We start from the raw sequence: 16,181 nt of genomic DNA on the forward strand, positions 1-16,181 counted from the left end.
AAAAATTTGAAAAAGGCTTGTAAAATCTGAAAAAAGTATTAAGATATATAAAGAGGTCTGACTTTCGCCAGCCTTAAATATGAATATTTGATCATATTTTAAGCTACATCAGAGGTTGATGGGTCCTCTATGTAATTAAAGTGAATTCAAAATCACAGATAGTAAGATTAGTAAAAATAAATAAGACTAATCTCATTAATAATTTCAGGAGTACCAATCAATGTCAAAGAAAAGAAAAAGAATTAGTAGAAGAAGATTGGCTGGCCAAAGAGTCATGGCACACGTGCCTATTTATCATATCCAAACTGGCAAACATAAACCAGTTACAGCAGCAAGAAGATTCATAGCCGAAAATGCCTTGTCTGCGCCTTCAGTTTTCAACGTCCGAAGAAATGAACACACCACAGATAGGTTTTTTTGGGGTGAAAAAGGTTTATTTAGCGCCCAATATGCTGAAGAAAATCATTTTTTGTTTCCATCGCTAAAAGATGTAGTAGAAGGAATTGGTGAAAGCAAAATTTTTGAAGGACTAGAACTTACTGCTGATGATTGGGAAGAAATTGAAGAATACGAATATGCTTTTGTTTAAAAAATATTAGCCATCCTTGAACTTATTACATCAATTAAATTTGAATCAATTTGATGAAATCCATCAAATTCAATTAATTCACAAATTTCAGAAGATTTACTTTTAACCTTTTCATAAATAATCCTAGAAGCTTCTATAGGCACCACATCATCAAATAAGCCATGACTTGCAATAAATGGTGGGCATTTTTCTCCTGGAATCCAGGTTGGGTGAGGATAACCACTGCAAGCAACAATTAATCCTAAGTTTAATTTGAATCCTGCATCAATTGCCATTGCTGCTCCCTGTGAAAAACCCAACAAAATTGTTTTTCTAAGTGGAATCTTATCAGAATCAAATTTTTTTAATGTATCTATAAGTTTATTCACTTCCACCTCAGCCTCACCCCAATCATGTGGGTACAATCCATACCACTGTCTTCCCGTACCACCTGGATGTAAGCCGGGAGCTCTTAAAGAAATTACCTCAAAATCTAGATTTGTTTTTTCTGAAATCTCCTTTCCAAGTGTTAAAAGGTCATCTGCATCAGCTCCCCAACCATGTATCAAAATAATTCGATGAGTTGCAGTTTGAGAGCTAATCGAGACAAATTCATGATTGATATCGTATTTCATGTTTATATTCTTAAGTAATTAAACTTTTTCATAATGTCACCATTAGCCTTAGTAAGTGTCTCTGATAAAAAAAATATAATCCCATTTTGTAAAGAATTGGTAGAAAAATTTAATTATAAAATTCTATCAAGTGGAGGAACTGCTAGGCATCTTATGGAGGCAAAAATTCCAGTTATTAAAGTCACAGATTTTACTAATTCTCCGGAAATCCTTGGAGGAAGAGTTAAAACTCTACATCCTAAAATCCATGGAGGAATATTAGCTAAAAGAACTGATGAGGAACATAAAAAAGACATTGAATTGAATTCTCTTGAACTTATTGACTTGGTAGTTGTCAATTTATATCCTTTTAAGCAAACTGTTGAGAAGGGATCTAAATGGGAAGATGCTATTGAAAATATTGATATCGGAGGGCCATCAATGATTCGTTCTGCGGCTAAAAATCATAAAGACGTTTCCGTTTTAGTAGATCCTATTCAATATCAAGAATTTCTTGAAGAAAGTAAAAAAGGGGTTCTAGAAGAATCATATAAAGCAAAATTAGCCTTTGAAGCTTTTCAGCATACAGCTGACTATGACACTGCAATATCTAATTGGATAAGGAAAGAGAGAGGTTTACAATCTTCCAAATATATTGAGTCATATCCACTAATCAAAACTTTAAGATATGGAGAGAATCCTCATCAAAAGGCTTATTGGTATGGCTTAAGCAATATTGGATGGAACTCAGCAGAGCAACTACAAGGTAAAGAGTTAAGCTATAACAATCTATTGGATCTTGAGTCAGCGCTTTCAACAGTTTTAGAATTTGGCTATGAAGAAAAAGATTATCCAACAACAAACACATTCGCTTCTGTAATTCTGAAACACAATAATCCTTGTGGCGCCTCTGTCAGCAATTCAGCCTCACAAGCATTTTTAAATGCTTTGGAATGCGACTCAATTAGTGCATTTGGAGGAATAGTTGCTTTTAATTCAAATATAGATAGTGAAACCGCAAATAACCTGAAAGATATTTTCTTAGAGTGTGTCGTCGCTCCATCTTTTGATGAAGAAGCTTTAGAAATTCTAAAAATAAAAAAGAATTTAAGAATTTTAAAGTTATCAAAAAATATACTTTTAAAAAAGAACCAAACTTCTTCTAAATCAATAATGGGAGGATTACTAGTTCAAGAAACTGATGATAGTGAAGATAAAAATGAAAGTTGGGTTTCAGTAACTAAAAAGAATCCAAGTAATCAGATGAACTTAGATCTTGATTTTGCATGGAAAATTTGCAAACACGTAAAATCAAATGCAATTGTGATAGCAAAAGACCAAAAAACTTTTGGAATTGGAGCTGGACAAATGAATAGAGTTGGTGCTGCAAAAATCGCATTAGAAGCAGCTAAAGGATTATGTTATGAAGCTGTTTTAGCAAGCGATGGTTTTTTTCCATTCGCTGATACTGTAGAACTTGCAAGTCGGTACGGAATACAAGCTATTATCCAACCTGGTGGAAGTTTAAGAGACCAAGAAAGCATTGATATGTGTAATTCAAAAGGAATCTCAATGGTATTCACCCATAAAAGACATTTTTTGCATTAGGTTAGTTTGATTTTGGATAGTATGTAATTTTGTTAGTCTTTCTAAACAAAGAAAGTCTTCCTGGACCTGCGCATAAAAAGTAGAGAGAAATCGCTCCGTATATAAAAGAGAGTTCGAAAGCATAGTTGTGACTTTCAACTACTGCTAAAGGAAAGCCTTCTAATCCAGTATCTAGAAGATGAAAATAGACAGCGAATGCCATTGTTGAAAATAGTCCAAGAGAAGAAAGCCTTGCAAAAATACCTATAGCCAATCCTAATGGGCAAACTAATTGTGTTATGGCTGCTCCAAAAGTCCAAATAACAGGATCACCTGGTAAAAATGGGAAGTACTTACCAACTACAAACTCGGCAAAACCCTGAGGATCCTGCAGTTTTTCTAGGCCATGATGAATCATCAAAGCACAAAATCCGATTCGTAAAACAAGAATTGATAATTCTCCTAGAATATTAACTTCGGACCCAGAAGATGAATTAGCAACTACAACCTCAACTTTTTGGGGGGCTTTAGTTCTATTCATACTTGCTGTTTGAACTGAATTTGTCTGTGTTTTGTCTTCCATACTTCATAAATTTTTCATTATTCTAGTTAATAAAGTAGATCTTTAGGAAATATATGAGTAATAAATTAAAAAAACTAAGCAAAGTTATGAATGATATTCCAAATTCAGGAAGCTATATCAATTAACTTTTCAATAACATCCGCAACAACTTTGTCAGGAGTAGATGCTCCAGAAGTAATTCCTACGTTAATTTCGCCGTCAGGAAGAAAATTCTCTTTTAAGACAAGTTCAGCTTCGAGAGGTTTGTGAAAAATAGAATTATCTTCAACAGAAATCCTATCTGAAATATCTATATGAAAAGATTCTATATTATTAGTGATAGCAATTTCCTGCAGATGGGTGGTGTTTGAAGAATTAAAACCGCCAATTACAACAAGGATATCTAAATCCTCATCTACTAAAGAAAACATCGCATCTTGTCTCTCTTCTGTAGCATCACATATAGTATTAAATGCTAGAAAATGATCATTAATATTCGCAGGGCCATACTTTCTTAACATGGTATTTTCGAAAAGTTTTCCAATTTCCTCTGTTTCACTTTTTAACATTGTTGTTTGATTAGCAACACCAATTCTTTCAAGATGAATATTCGGGTCAAATCCATTAGAAAATGCTTTAGAAAATTTTTTCATAAACTCATTTTTATCTCCCTTCCCTTCAATAAAGTCTGAAACATATTTTGCTTCATCTAAGTCAAAAACAACTAAGTAATTTCCAGCGAAAGATCTAGTGGCAAGTGTTTCTTCATGTTTATATTTACCGTGAATGATAGATGTAAAGGTATGCTTTTTATGTTTTTCAACTGTATGCCAAACTTTAGAGACCCAAGGGCAAGTTGTATCGATTATATGACACTCTTTTTCATGTAATAATTGCATTTCTTGAACAGTCGCTCCAAAAGCAGGAAGTATAACAACATCACCTAAAGAAACTGGTGAAAAATCCTTAACACCATTTTTGGCAGAAATTATTTTTACATTCATCTTACTTAGATGGTTATTAACTGAAGGATTGTGAATAATTTCATTCGTCATCCATATGGTTTCGTTAGGGTAGTGTCTTCTAGTTTCGTAAGCCATTGCCACAGCTCTCTCAACACCCCAACAAAATCCAAAAGATTTTGCAAGCTTAATCTGTAATCTCCCTTTTTTAAAGCTGAAATTATTCTCTCTTATTGAGGCTATTAAATCGCTCTGGTAAGATTCTCCCAAAGCTTTTGCTCTTTTAGTTGGCGACTCAAAACCTCTGCGGTTATATCTACCAGAATGTTGAATTGCGTGTTTTACGGTTTGAGTATCCATGCTTTTGATATTACAACATTTTAAATAATTATTTGTAAAAAAAAAGAAACCTGACATAAGTCAGGTTTCTTTAATCAATTTTTGGTTAGATTATTTAGCAGATGCAAAGTCTGGATATGCTTCCATTCCGTGCTCTCCTATATCAAGGCCTTGAGTCTCTTCCTCTTCAGATACACGGATACCTCCGAATAATCCTCCGATAATAGACCAAGCAATCCAGCAAGTGATAATACTCCAAATCGCATAAGCCCCTGCTCCAAGTGCTTGAATACCTAATTGTCCGATGCCTCCGCCATTAAATAAACCTAAAGCTGCACCTGAACCTTGGATATCATAACCCCAAAGTCCAATAACAATAGTTCCCCATACACCGCAAACACCGTGAACGGAGAATGCGCCTACAGGATCATCAATTTCAGCAGCATCTAATGCGGCGACAGAAAATACGACAATAATACCACCGATAAATCCTGCTACCCATGAACCAACCATTGTTAGGTTTCCACAACCAGCAGTGATACTTACTAAACCTGCAAGTATTCCATTTATGATCATTGTTAAATCAGGTTTACCTGAAGTTAATGTCGAAAGTATTGTCGCAGCTATACCTCCACCTGCAGCTGCAAGTGTAGTAGTAACCGCCACATATGGTACCCATTGATCCATTGCGAGCTGTGAACCAGGATTAAATCCATACCAACCTATCCAAAGGATTAGAGCTCCCAATGTAGCTATTGCCATATTGTGTCCAGGCATTGCTTTTGGTTGTCCATCTACAAATTTACCGATTCTTGGCCCAAGAAGCATTGCTCCTACTAACCCGGCCCATGCTCCAACTGAGTGGACAATTGAAGAACCCGCAAAATCAATAAATTCTGGTGCTCCATATACAGAGTTTAACCATCCGCTATTCCACTCCCAGCTTCCAGCAACAGGATAAATAAATGCAGTGAGGACTAAAGCAAATACTACAAATTCACCAAATTTTACTCTTTCAGCTACAAGACCTGAAACGATAGTTGCTGCTGTTCCAGCAAAAGCAGATTGGAAAAGGAAGTCTACTGTAGGAACCAATGAACCATCAGTAACCATTTCGGCTGTAACTTCTGGATCAAAGAAGAATCCACCCCAGTAAAACCATCCCCCTAATACGCTGTCTCCATACATAATTTTGTAACCAACAAACCAATATGCAGTTACTGCAAGAGCAAAAACAAAAAGGTTTTTGGCAAGAATATTGACAGCATTTTTAGACCTGCACATACCAGCTTCAACCATTGCGAAACCAGCGTTCATGAAGATAACTAAAATCGTTGCGATAAGTAGCCATAGATTATTGGCTAAGAATTGGGCATTGAGGTCAGGGAAATCAGCGGCATGTGCTGAAAGATTAAAAATACCTAAACCAAACAAGGCCAGAGGAACAGTTGCAAGCCACAACATGGAGCGGTTTGAACTAAATCCTCGAATACTCCTCAAAAGAAGCATAGGTCCATTTGCAAGACTTGAATCTTGTAATTTGGACCTAGAGCGCCTTTTAGGCGTTTGCAAAGCAGTGGTCATAAAAAAAAATTAGATCTGCAAAAAACAGTTTGAGCTGTTTCCTTTCACATTCAATTTTGCTCAGAAACCTTATTAGTGTCTAGTATCCGTTGTTACCATTTCTACAGTTGACTACCAAAAATTTATTTGTTAAATTCAAAAATCAATTTTTTTAGAGTTTAAAATATCAAATTTCTCACTTATCTCAAAGGTTTAATTTCATTCCATGTTACATGGTCTTTGTGGAATTCAAAAGAACATGGGATAACTATCATTCCCGCACTTACAGATTCTCTAAAAAGTTTGCCATAGAGGGGATCTGCATCATCTCCAGGGGCAAAGAAACTAGCATCTTTTCTAGTAATACAAAGTATTAGAACACTTTTACTTTCAGGAATTAATTCTTTTAATTCAATAAGATGTTTTTGGCCTCTTTTCGTTACTGTATCAGGAAATAAAGCTACATTTTTTTTTATCCAAGTCGTATTCTTAACCTCTATGTAAATGTTTCGATTATCAGGATTTGATGATTTTGGGGTTAAAAAAAAATCAATTCTGCTCTTTTTATCTTTTCCATAAGGAACTTCAGATTTAATTGTCTCTACTTCCCCAATTATTTCCTTAAGCAAGTTTTTCTCAAGAACCCTTTTGATCAACTTATTTGCAAAAAGGGTATTGATACCAACCCAAACCTCCTCATTGTTAGCATCTAAAACACATATCTGTTCCCAAGTAAAAGGCAATTTTCTTTTTGTAGAAGAAGAGAAACTTAGCCTTACTTTTGCTCCCTCGTTCAAAAGCCCCTTCATTGGACCTGTATTAGCACAATGAGCAGTTACTACCTCTCCACTCTCTAATTTTATATCTACGAGAAATCTTTTATACCTTTTAAGGAAAATTCCCTCAATTAATGGATCAAATTCAATTATCCGATTATTCATAAATATGTCGTTAGTTAAAAATCAAATATAATTGAAACTTAAACTTCTTGAAAAATTTCAGATAAAGCCAAATGCATTCATTTTTAAAAAATAATGTTTTTTCAATTTCATTTGGTACTAGTCTTAGTAAATTTGCCGGATGTATAAGACAAATATTTATAGCTGCTGCTTTTGGGGTTGGGGTAACATACGACGCTTTTAATTATGCGTATATAATTCCAGGTTTTTTGCTCATAATCATTGGTGGAATTAATGGTCCTTTGCATAATGCAGTAGTTGCAGTTTTAACTCCCCTTACAAAAAGAAAGGGAGGAATAGTTCTAACTCAAGTAAGTATAAAACTTTCAATATTATTATTCTGTTTAGCTATATTGGTTTACTTTAATTCCAGTTTATTAATTGAATTATTAGCCCCTAATTTAAGTTACGAAGCTAAATCTATCGCAACTTATCAATTAAGAATACTTACGCCTTGTATCCCTTTATCTGGCTTCATAGGTTTAAGCTTTGGCGCCTTAAATGCCAGAGGAAAATTCTTTTTATCAAGTTTAAGCCCAGCCATAACAAGCATCACTACAATTTTTTTTATTTTATTTAGTTGGATTGTCAATCAAGAAAATACATCTTTAAATTTACTCACTTATTCGGGTTTGCTAGCTTTTGCAACTTTAACAGGAACTTTTATTCAAGCTGGTATTCAAATTTGGGAACTAAATACAATTGGCCTCTTGAGATTAAAGTCAACCTTCCAATTTTTTAAAGATGAAGAAAGGAGGATTTTCAAGCTAATTATTCCAGCATCTATCTCATCAGGTCTAGGCCAAATAAATGTTTTCATTGATATGTTTTTTGCTTCCAGTTTTGAAGGAGCAGCATCGGGACTGGCTTACGGAAACTTTCTTATTCAAGCGCCATTAGGGATATTATCCAACTCTTTAATTTTGCCATTACTTCCAAAATTTTCTAAATTGATAAGTTCCAGAGACAAAAGTGGGCTCCAAAAAAATTTAATCTCTGGAATAGAGTATTGTTTCTTGACAACTATTTTTTTAACTGGATTTTTCTTAACATTCAATAACCAAATAGTACAATTAGTTTTTCAAAGAGGGGCTTTTGATTATTCAGCGACTTTAAAAGTAAAGAATATATTAATTGCTTATGCAGTTGGCATACCTTTTTATCTTTATCGAGATTTATTAGTAAGAACTTACTACTCAATAGAAAAAACAAAATTCCCTTTTAAGTTGTCATTCGCAGGGATAATATTTAATATTTTCTTTGATTGGTTTTTAATTGGTGCTCCAATTAAGAATTTTGGTAATCTGTCTCCATATAATTTTGGAGTTGTAGGAATAATTTTATCTTCAGTAATAGTCAACTTTATAGTTTCTATTTTGCTTTCCTTCAATCTGCGAAATGAAGATATACATTTGCCTAAATTAGATTTACTGAAGAAAATTACTCTAATGTCATTAGCATCTTTTATTGATGGCTCAATTTGTTTAACTATTTTCAAAACTACAAATAACTTTGATTCAAATTTTAGGGGATTTTTATTATTAATATTTGGATCTCTCACTTTCTTTATAATTTATTTTTTACTTACAAAATGTTTGAAAGTAAATAAATTTAAAATTTATCAAAAAAAGATTTAGTTATCAAAAAAACTCTCCAAAATCTCCTCTAATTCAAGAATTTGTGAGGTAGTGATTAAATCAATAAGTGGAATACTGTTTAATCCATCCCCAACTTTGACATTAATTGCTTTCAAACTCATTTTTGCAGCCTCTAATGAGCCTTGATTTTTATTGCTAATACATTCAATGGCAAGACGTCTAGCTAAGCCAGCATCTCCAAGATATAAATTCCACTTTTCTATTTTTATAAAAACCTGTTCTGAAATAATATTTTCTAGATCACTTATTCGTATCTGAGAGTCCATAAATAAAAATTGATTTAAGTTGATTGTTTTTCTAAATCTTTAGGCTTTTTAAAAATTACAAAAAGTAAGTGGAAAGCTAAAAAAATTGACCAGAAAATTGCAAAATTATTAAAAAAAGCAAATTCATACTTAATTTCTTTTAAAAGCCAAGTACCACTTACGACAGCAGTAAATATCATGCAGTGAATCACAAAATTTACTATTCGAGAAAAATGTTTGTAGGTGGGTTCTTCTAAGTCACCAGTTCCGTACCACTTTATGGGCATATTATTTAAGTATGAGATTGTTAATAATAGATATTTTACCCGAAATCTAGTTGACTAAGAGACCCTGAAACAGAGATATTACAATATTATGCGCCTGTAGCTCAGTGGATTAGAGCACCTGACTACGGATCAGGGTGTCGGGAGTTCGAATCTCTCCAGGCGCGTTTTAAATTATGAAATATTTTTTTTATATTTTTCTAAAAAATATCGTATATATTATTAATATTACTCATCAAATTCAATGAATATTCTTCAAAATCTTAAAGAAAGTGATCCAGTAATATCTAATTTTATTAATTCCGAAAAAAAAAGACAGGAAACTCACCTTGAGTTAATAGCAAGTGAGAATTTTGCATCAATTGCTGTGATGCAGGCTCAAGGTTCGGTCCTCACCAATAAATACGCGGAAGGATTACCTCAAAAAAGATATTACGGGGGGTGTGAATTTGTTGATGAAATTGAAGAATTAGCTATTCAAAGAGCGAAAAAATTATTTAATGCAAATTGGGCTAATGTTCAACCTCATAGCGGAGCTCAAGCAAATGCTGCCGTTTTCTTAAGTCTTCTTAAACCTGGCGACACAATTATGGGAATGGATTTATCTCATGGTGGGCACCTTACTCATGGATCTCCAGTCAATATGAGTGGTAAGTGGTTCAATGCAGTTCACTATGGTGTAAATCAAGAAACTAGTGAGTTGAATTTTGATGAAATAAAAGAGATAGCTCTTGAAGCAAAACCAAAATTAATCATATGCGGATATTCTGCTTATCCAAGAACAATTGATTTTGAATCATTTAGAAATATTGCAGATGAAGTCGGTGCATTCTTAATGGCGGATATTGCCCACATCGCAGGGCTCGTAGCAAGTAAACTTCACCCAAATCCAATACCTTATTGTGATGTCGTAACTACAACTACTCATAAAACATTGAGAGGGCCTAGAGGCGGACTTATCTTATGTAATGATGCAGAATTTGGAAAGAAATTTGATAAATCTGTTTTTCCTGGAACTCAAGGTGGTCCCCTTGAACATATTATTGCCGCTAAAGCAGTTGCATTTGGAGAAGCTTTACAACCCGATTTCGTTAATTATTCCCAACAAGTAATAAAAAATGCCAAAGTTCTATCTTCAACTTTAATAAGTAGAGGTATTGATATTGTTAGTGGAGGAACTGATAATCATATCGTTTTACTTGATTTAAGAAGTATTAATATGACTGGGAAAATTGCTGATTTATTAGTAAGCGAAGTGAATATCACAGCCAATAAAAATACTGTTCCGTTTGATCCTGAATCACCTTTTGTGACCAGTGGGCTAAGGTTAGGTACTGCTGCTTTAACTACCAGAGGCTTTAATGAAAGTGCTTTTGCTGAAGTTGGAGAGATAATTGCTGATAGATTACTTAATCCAAATGATTCACTAATTGAAGGTAAATGTAAAGACAGAGTATTAGCCTTATGTAATCGTTTCCCTCTCTATGAAAGTAAACTTGAAGCATCAATTAAATGAATCCCAATTCCAAGGGGGTTGAAATTCTTTCTATTGGGACAGAGCTCCTTTTAGGAAATATTGTAAATACAAATGCTCAATGGATTTCCGAGCAATTATCACAATTAGGTTTAAATCACTTTAGACAATCAACTGTAGGAGATAATTGTGATCGTATTATAAAAGTAGTTCAAGAAATTTCTAAAAGAAGTAATCTTCTTATTACAACAGGTGGATTAGGTCCCACTCCAGATGACTTAACTACTGAAGCAATAGCCAAGTCTTTCAATGCATCCCTTTTTGAAAGACAGTTCTTATGGGGAGAAATTAAACAAAAACTTTCAAATTCAAAGCTGCAGGATAATTCTTCCAGTTTAAGGAAACAATGTTTCTTCCCCAAAAATGCCCAAATAATCAATAACCCTCGGGGCACTGCCCCAGGAATGATATGGGAACCTATAAAAGGATTTACTATTCTTACTTTCCCCGGTGTACCAAGTGAAATGAAAACCATGTGGGAAGAGACTGCATTAGAATTTATTAAAAACAAATTCTCAAATAGTTATTCCTTCTTTTCAAATACTCTCAAATTTTCAGGCATTGGAGAATCGAGCGTTGCAGAAAAAATTAACGATCTACTAAATCTTAAAAACCCGACTGTTGCCCCATATGCAAACTTAGGGGAAGTTAAACTCAGAATAACAGCTAGAGCAAAGAATGATCTAGAAGCAAAAAATATAATAAAACCTGTGAAAGAAAAATTAAAAAAAGAGTTCTCAAAATTTATTTTTGGAGAAAATCATGATACTCTTCCTAGTGTTTTAATAAAAGAATTAGCCAAGAGAAACGAAACTATCGTTTTTGCCGAATCCTGTACAGGAGGATTGCTCTCTTCTTCAATCACATCAATATCAGGTTCATCTCAAGTTTTTCAAGGTAGTATTATTTCCTATAGCAATGAGCTAAAAAATTCATTATTAAATATTTCTGAAGAGAAGCTTACAAAATATGGAGCTGTTTCTGAAGAAGTTTGTGAGTCCATGGCAATTAATGTAAAAGAGAAATTAGGAGCAGATTGGGCAATAGCAATTAGTGGAATAGCTGGGCCTAACGGAGGAAGTCAAAACAAACCGGTTGGACTTGTCTATATCTCAATTACAGGACCGAATAATCATATAACTAATATAAGAAAACTATTTAATACAACCCGAAATAGAATAGAAATTCAAACACTAAGTGTAAATGTCTGTTTGAACAGCCTCAGATTAATCCTATTATCGAATAGTAAGTAACTATTTTTACAAATTGAGTCAAGATACCCTATTTGATAAAGTTTGGGATTTACATAAAGTTTCAAGACTTCCTGGAGGATCTGATCAATTATTTATTGGTCTGCATCTTATTCATGAAGTGACGAGTCCTCAAGCATTTGGAGCTTTAAAAGACAAAAACTTAAAAGTAAAATTCCCTGAAAGAACTGTTGCTACTGTTGATCATATTGTGCCCACAGATAATCAAAGCAGGCCTTTCAAAGATAATCTCGCTGAACAGATGATTGAAACACTTGAGAAGAATTGCTTAGAAAATAAAATAAGATTTTTTAATATTGGTAGTGGTAATCAAGGAATAGTTCATGTAGTAGCACCAGAATTAGGGCTAACTCAGCCAGGAATGACAATCGCTTGTGGAGATTCTCATACTTCAACTCATGGTGCTTTTGGCTCAATTGCTTTTGGGATAGGTACAAGCCAAGTAAGGGATGTTCTTGCTACCCAAACCATAGCCATGAACAAATTGAAAGTAAGGCAAATTTGGTGTGAAAATAAATTATCTCATGGGGTTTATGCTAAGGATCTAGTGCTTCATATCATTAATGAACTTGGTGTAAAGGCTGGAGTAGGTTTCGCATATGAATTCGCAGGCCCTGCGATTAGCACATTATCAATGGAAGAAAGAATGACAATATGCAATATGTCTATTGAAGGAGGAGCAAGATGTGGCTACATAAACCCTGACGAAAAGACCTTTAGTTACATTAAAAATAAATTATGCGCTCCAAAAAATGAGCAGTGGAATAAAGCTCTCACATGGTGGAAATCATTAAAAAGCAATGAACATTCAATTTATGATGATGTAATTAAATTAGATGCATCTAAAGTAGAACCAACCGTAACATGGGGGATTACTCCCGGACAAAGTATAAGCATTAATCAAAAAATCCCTCTTTTAGATGACTTGTCCCCAAATGACAAATTAGTTGCTAAAGAGGCTTATGAATATATGAGTTTCAAGCCAGGACAATTAATAAAAGATACTCCTGTAGACGTTTGTTTCATAGGCAGTTGCACAAATGGGCGAATCAGTGACTTAAGAGTTGCAGCTAAAGTATTAAAAAACAAAAAAGTATCTAAGAATGTTAAAGCTTTTGTAGTTCCCGGTTCAGAAAAAGTGGCAACTGAGGCAAAAAAAGAAGGTCTTGATCAGATTTTTAAGGATTCTGGATTTCAATGGAGAGAGCCTGGCTGCTCAATGTGTTTAGCAATGAATTCAGATAAGCTAATAGGTAATCAAGTAAGTGCTAGTTCTAGTAATAGAAATTTCAAGGGTAGGCAAGGGTCTCCTAGCGGAAGAACACTTCTCATGAGTCCAGCAATGGTTGCTGCTGCTGCAATTAATGGCAGAGTCAGTGACGTTAGAGAATTTATAAACTAATGGAATCAGTTTTTACACCCCCAATTGGAAAAATTTCACATATAAGCGGGAAATGCATCTCATTGAATGGTAACGACATTGATACAGATCGAATAATTCCAGCACGTTTCTTGAAGTGTGTTAACTTTGATTCATTGGGTGAATCTGTTTTTGAAGACGATAGAAAAACTTTAAAAGGAAGGCATCCTTTCGATCTAGAAGAAAACAAAGATGCCACAATACTAGTTGTCAATAGCAATTTTGGATGTGGTTCCAGCCGAGAGCATGCCCCCCAAGCGCTTATGAGATGGGGTATAAAAGCAATCATAGGCGAGAGTTTCGCCGACATCTTTTATAGTAATTGTATTGCGATAGGCATTCCATGTTTTACTCTTTCAAAAAAATTAATACAAGAGATCCAAAACTATATCGATAATAAATTTTTATTTTTAGAAATTGATATGAAAAATTCCTTAGCAAAAACAAAGGATTTAATTTTAAATCTTGAAATTAAAGAAAGCTCAAGAAAAATGTTTTTATCAGGAGAATGGGATGCGACTTCAACACTACTTGAGAATGAAAATTTAATAGAAAATAAATTTAACCAATTACCTTATATAAAATTTAATTCTCATTTAACATAGCTATTTAAATCCAAAGAGACCAAATGAAATCCCTCCTGATTGATTATGAGGTTGATAAAAAATACCAAATTCATATGATCTTTTCTTCCAATTTAAAGAAATCTTGGAATCTATTAATTCACCATAATCATTTGAATCATTTGTTAAGTTTAAAGTCCCAAAACTTTTGAGAATAATTGGTCCATATAATTGCTGATCAAAAGAAATATTTAAGGTGAATTTCTCATAATTATGATCAAATTTAAACACACTCTCTCCACTGCCAAGTTTATAGAAAGGGAATAAACTTATACGAGTATAATCAAAAGTTTTATTTTTAAAATTACCAAATATTAATTCTGGGCCTATACCTAAACCTAAATTTTCTTGATGCCCACCATTTTCATAAAAAGAAGATGATGCTTCTAATCTTGTATTTAGACTTAAGCCTTTAGTAATTGGTTCAGGAATGTACCTATATGAAATATCAATGGATTTCTTTTTAGGCTCTTGAATACTAATTGGAAATTTCTGGTCAATAGAATAAAACAAATTACCTTTTAAGTTAGTTACCAGATCTTTAGTATTTAAAGCCTCTGCTGTTAGGTTAGCCAAACCTAAAGATAAAAATTCTGTCTTTTTAATTCCATCAACAATCCAAGTATTCTCTTTTTGCAATTGTGAACCATAACCTGAGTAAATTTCTGCCTCACCCAATGAACCATTCCAGACCCTCTCTCTATAAATTCCATAAAAGCTTTTTTTCCATTTTGTATCCAAAAAATTAATTTCTTTACTCAATTCAGTTTTAAATCTAAGTGCATGTGAAAATTTATCAAAATCAAGAGAATTAAAATTCTTATTTATTTCTAAATTCCAATCATTTATTGTGCCTTTTACCTGAGAATTTAGAGCGAAATAATCTTCAAAACTTGTATTTCTTTTAACCCTATCTGAAGTGATGGATTCGCCCTTCTTGACAAAACTTTTTGTATAACCTTTTAATGAGCGCTGAATTAAAAATTGTGGCTCTAAATCAAGAACAAAATTATCAGAAATATCTATAGAGTTTAATTTTCTGCCAATAAAATAACCATCCTTATCTAAATTTTCATATCCTAAATTCCATCTGTTATCTAAGTTAAAGGATTCTCCAGACTTATTTAAACTTCTATCTCCAAGCCAAAATGGAATAGATATTTTTTCTTCAAAAATTAAATAATTTAACGACGACTTAAATCGTAATTTCTCCGCTTCAGATAAAACTTCTAATGAATTAATTACTAATTTAACTTGTTGCAATTCAAGCAAATCATTACTTAAAAAAGCCTTCTTAGTTTTCCATTTTTTATCATCTATAGTCATTTTATCTGTGAAAAATATCCAATTTTCAACCTTGCCAGGAGTATTTAAAACTTCCTTTTTATTTAATTCAAGTAAACTTTCTATCTTTTTAAAATCTGAATAGCTGAAATTTGAGGATAAGTCATCCATCAAGCTATTTGTATTAATAGATCCCTTAACATCTAATAAATATCCTTTTTGACTAATAAAACTGTACTCTAATTGTGAAACTTCAAAAAATTGATCTCCAAATATCAAGGATATATTTTCTTTAGCCCTAATTATTTTATTGAACTTATCGTAAATTAAATAATCAGCTTTAAGAAGTTTCCCCTTATATGAAACAGATACGTTGCCTTCTGCATATATAACGTTATTTATTTCAGACTGTTTATCTGATTGGATTATTAATTCTTCTTGCTTGTTAGTTAAGTCAGGTATTGGTAACTCAGAATTTTTCTCTAAAATAATTTCATTATCTGATAATTCCTCTGAATTCTTCAAAGATTGTTTTGATGAATTTGAAGAAATATTTTTAGTTTTTTTATTTAACCAACTTAATTGGTTGGTTAAATTACTATCAATTTTATTGATTTCATGGAAATGAGCAGATTTTACTGGCTGAATAAAATTAATAAATAAAAGAGAAGGAAATATTACTTTTTTTGATATTCCTAAAATCAATTT

The 16,181-nt window shown here is 33.1% G+C and carries 15 protein-coding genes and 1 tRNA gene; 8 read left to right on the top strand and 8 right to left on the bottom strand.

The features are described 5' to 3' along the window. The first annotated feature begins 220 nt into the window (after window positions 1–220). Window positions 221–589 carry a DUF3155 domain-containing protein gene (locus tag EU92_RS01470; protein ID WP_032514546.1) on the top strand — a complete coding sequence of 123 codons (369 nt, stop codon included), beginning with the start codon at window positions 221–223 and terminating at the stop codon, window positions 587–589. Here the strand turns inward: EU92_RS01470 and EU92_RS01465 are convergent. Beyond that, on the bottom strand, window positions 586–1,203 hold the full coding sequence (locus EU92_RS01465; protein WP_032514547.1) for an alpha/beta hydrolase: 618 nt from the start codon (window positions 1,201–1,203) through the stop codon (window positions 586–588). The two genes, EU92_RS01470 and EU92_RS01465, sit on opposite strands and share 4 nt — an antisense overlap. A 33-nt stretch (window positions 1,204–1,236) precedes the next feature. On the opposite strand from EU92_RS01465, the gene purH reads away from it, so the two are divergent. Continuing rightward, complete coding sequence (gene purH, locus EU92_RS01460) at window positions 1,237–2,790, top strand: bifunctional phosphoribosylaminoimidazolecarboxamide formyltransferase/IMP cyclohydrolase (RefSeq protein WP_032514548.1); 1,554 nt, start codon at window positions 1,237–1,239, stop codon at window positions 2,788–2,790. A 1-nt stretch (window position 2,791) separates the two neighbouring features. Here purH and EU92_RS01455 read toward each other — a convergent pair whose 3' ends face one another. The 4 genes from EU92_RS01455 to sfsA form a co-directional block, all read right to left on the bottom strand. Next, complete coding sequence (locus tag EU92_RS01455; RefSeq protein ID WP_032514549.1) at window positions 2,792–3,352, bottom strand: DoxX family protein; 561 nt, start codon at window positions 3,350–3,352, stop codon at window positions 2,792–2,794. A gap of 104 nt (window positions 3,353–3,456) precedes the next feature. Further along, window positions 3,457–4,653: a 4-hydroxy-3-methylbut-2-enyl diphosphate reductase gene (locus tag EU92_RS01450; protein WP_032514551.1), complete on the bottom strand. Its 1,197-nt coding sequence runs from the start codon at window positions 4,651–4,653 to the stop codon at window positions 3,457–3,459. A 90-nt stretch (window positions 4,654–4,743) separates the two neighbouring features. Next, entirely contained in the window at window positions 4,744–6,216 is a 1,473-nt protein-coding gene (locus EU92_RS01445; protein WP_032514552.1) for an ammonium transporter, read from the bottom strand. Window positions 6,217–6,395: 179 nt separating this feature from the next. Beyond that, entirely contained in the window at window positions 6,396–7,136 is a 741-nt protein-coding gene (sfsA, locus tag EU92_RS01440; RefSeq protein WP_032523345.1) for a DNA/RNA nuclease SfsA, read from the bottom strand. A 71-nt stretch (window positions 7,137–7,207) separates the two neighbouring features. Here sfsA and murJ point away from each other — a divergent pair, with 71 nt between their 5' ends. Continuing rightward, window positions 7,208–8,791, top strand: coding sequence for a murein biosynthesis integral membrane protein MurJ (gene murJ / locus EU92_RS01435; RefSeq protein WP_032514553.1), 1,584 nt, complete (start codon window positions 7,208–7,210; stop codon window positions 8,789–8,791). Here murJ and EU92_RS01430 read toward each other — a convergent pair. Next, complete coding sequence (locus tag EU92_RS01430) at window positions 8,788–9,078, bottom strand: DUF3181 family protein (protein ID WP_032514555.1); 291 nt, start codon at window positions 9,076–9,078, stop codon at window positions 8,788–8,790. The genes murJ and EU92_RS01430 overlap by 4 nt on opposite strands. Before the next feature lie 14 nt (window positions 9,079–9,092). Next, a complete protein-coding gene (locus EU92_RS0109255) occupies window positions 9,093–9,344 on the bottom strand; it encodes a hypothetical protein (protein ID WP_032514556.1) in 252 nt (83 codons plus the stop codon). A 90-nt stretch (window positions 9,345–9,434) separates the two neighbouring features. Here EU92_RS0109255 and EU92_RS01425 point away from each other — a divergent pair. The 5 genes from EU92_RS01425 (at window position 9,435) to leuD (ending at window position 14,171) form a co-directional block, all read left to right on the top strand. Next, a tRNA-Arg gene (locus EU92_RS01425) sits at window positions 9,435–9,508 on the top strand. Between the two features lie 77 nt (window positions 9,509–9,585). Further along, window positions 9,586–10,857 (top strand): serine hydroxymethyltransferase, encoded by a 1,272-nt coding sequence (gene glyA, locus EU92_RS01420; protein WP_032514557.1) that lies wholly within the window; start codon window positions 9,586–9,588, stop codon window positions 10,855–10,857. Then, on the top strand, window positions 10,854–12,128 hold the full coding sequence (locus EU92_RS01415; protein ID WP_032514558.1) for a competence/damage-inducible protein A: 1,275 nt from the start codon (window positions 10,854–10,856) through the stop codon (window positions 12,126–12,128). Before glyA ends, EU92_RS01415 begins: the two co-directional genes overlap by 4 nt. A 13-nt stretch (window positions 12,129–12,141) precedes the next feature. Then, the gene (gene leuC / locus EU92_RS01410) at window positions 12,142–13,548 is read left to right on the top strand and encodes a 3-isopropylmalate dehydratase large subunit (RefSeq protein ID WP_032514559.1); all 1,407 of its coding nucleotides are present in this window, start codon (window positions 12,142–12,144) and stop codon (window positions 13,546–13,548) included. Further along, window positions 13,548–14,171: a 3-isopropylmalate dehydratase small subunit gene (gene leuD, locus EU92_RS01405; RefSeq protein ID WP_032514561.1), complete on the top strand. Its 624-nt coding sequence runs from the start codon at window positions 13,548–13,550 to the stop codon at window positions 14,169–14,171. The genes leuC and leuD overlap by 1 nt, the downstream gene beginning before the upstream one ends. On the opposite strand, the gene EU92_RS01400 is transcribed toward leuD, so the two are convergent. Continuing rightward, entirely contained in the window at window positions 14,172–16,178 is a 2,007-nt protein-coding gene (locus EU92_RS01400; RefSeq protein ID WP_032514563.1) for a DUF3769 domain-containing protein, read from the bottom strand. It lies immediately after the preceding gene. Between the last annotated feature and the right edge of the window lie 3 nt (window positions 16,179–16,181).

The sequence above is a fragment of the Prochlorococcus marinus str. MIT 9107 genome, from assembly GCF_000759855.1.
GTDB lineage: Bacteria > Cyanobacteriota > Cyanobacteriia > PCC-6307 > Cyanobiaceae > Prochlorococcus_A > Prochlorococcus_A marinus_N.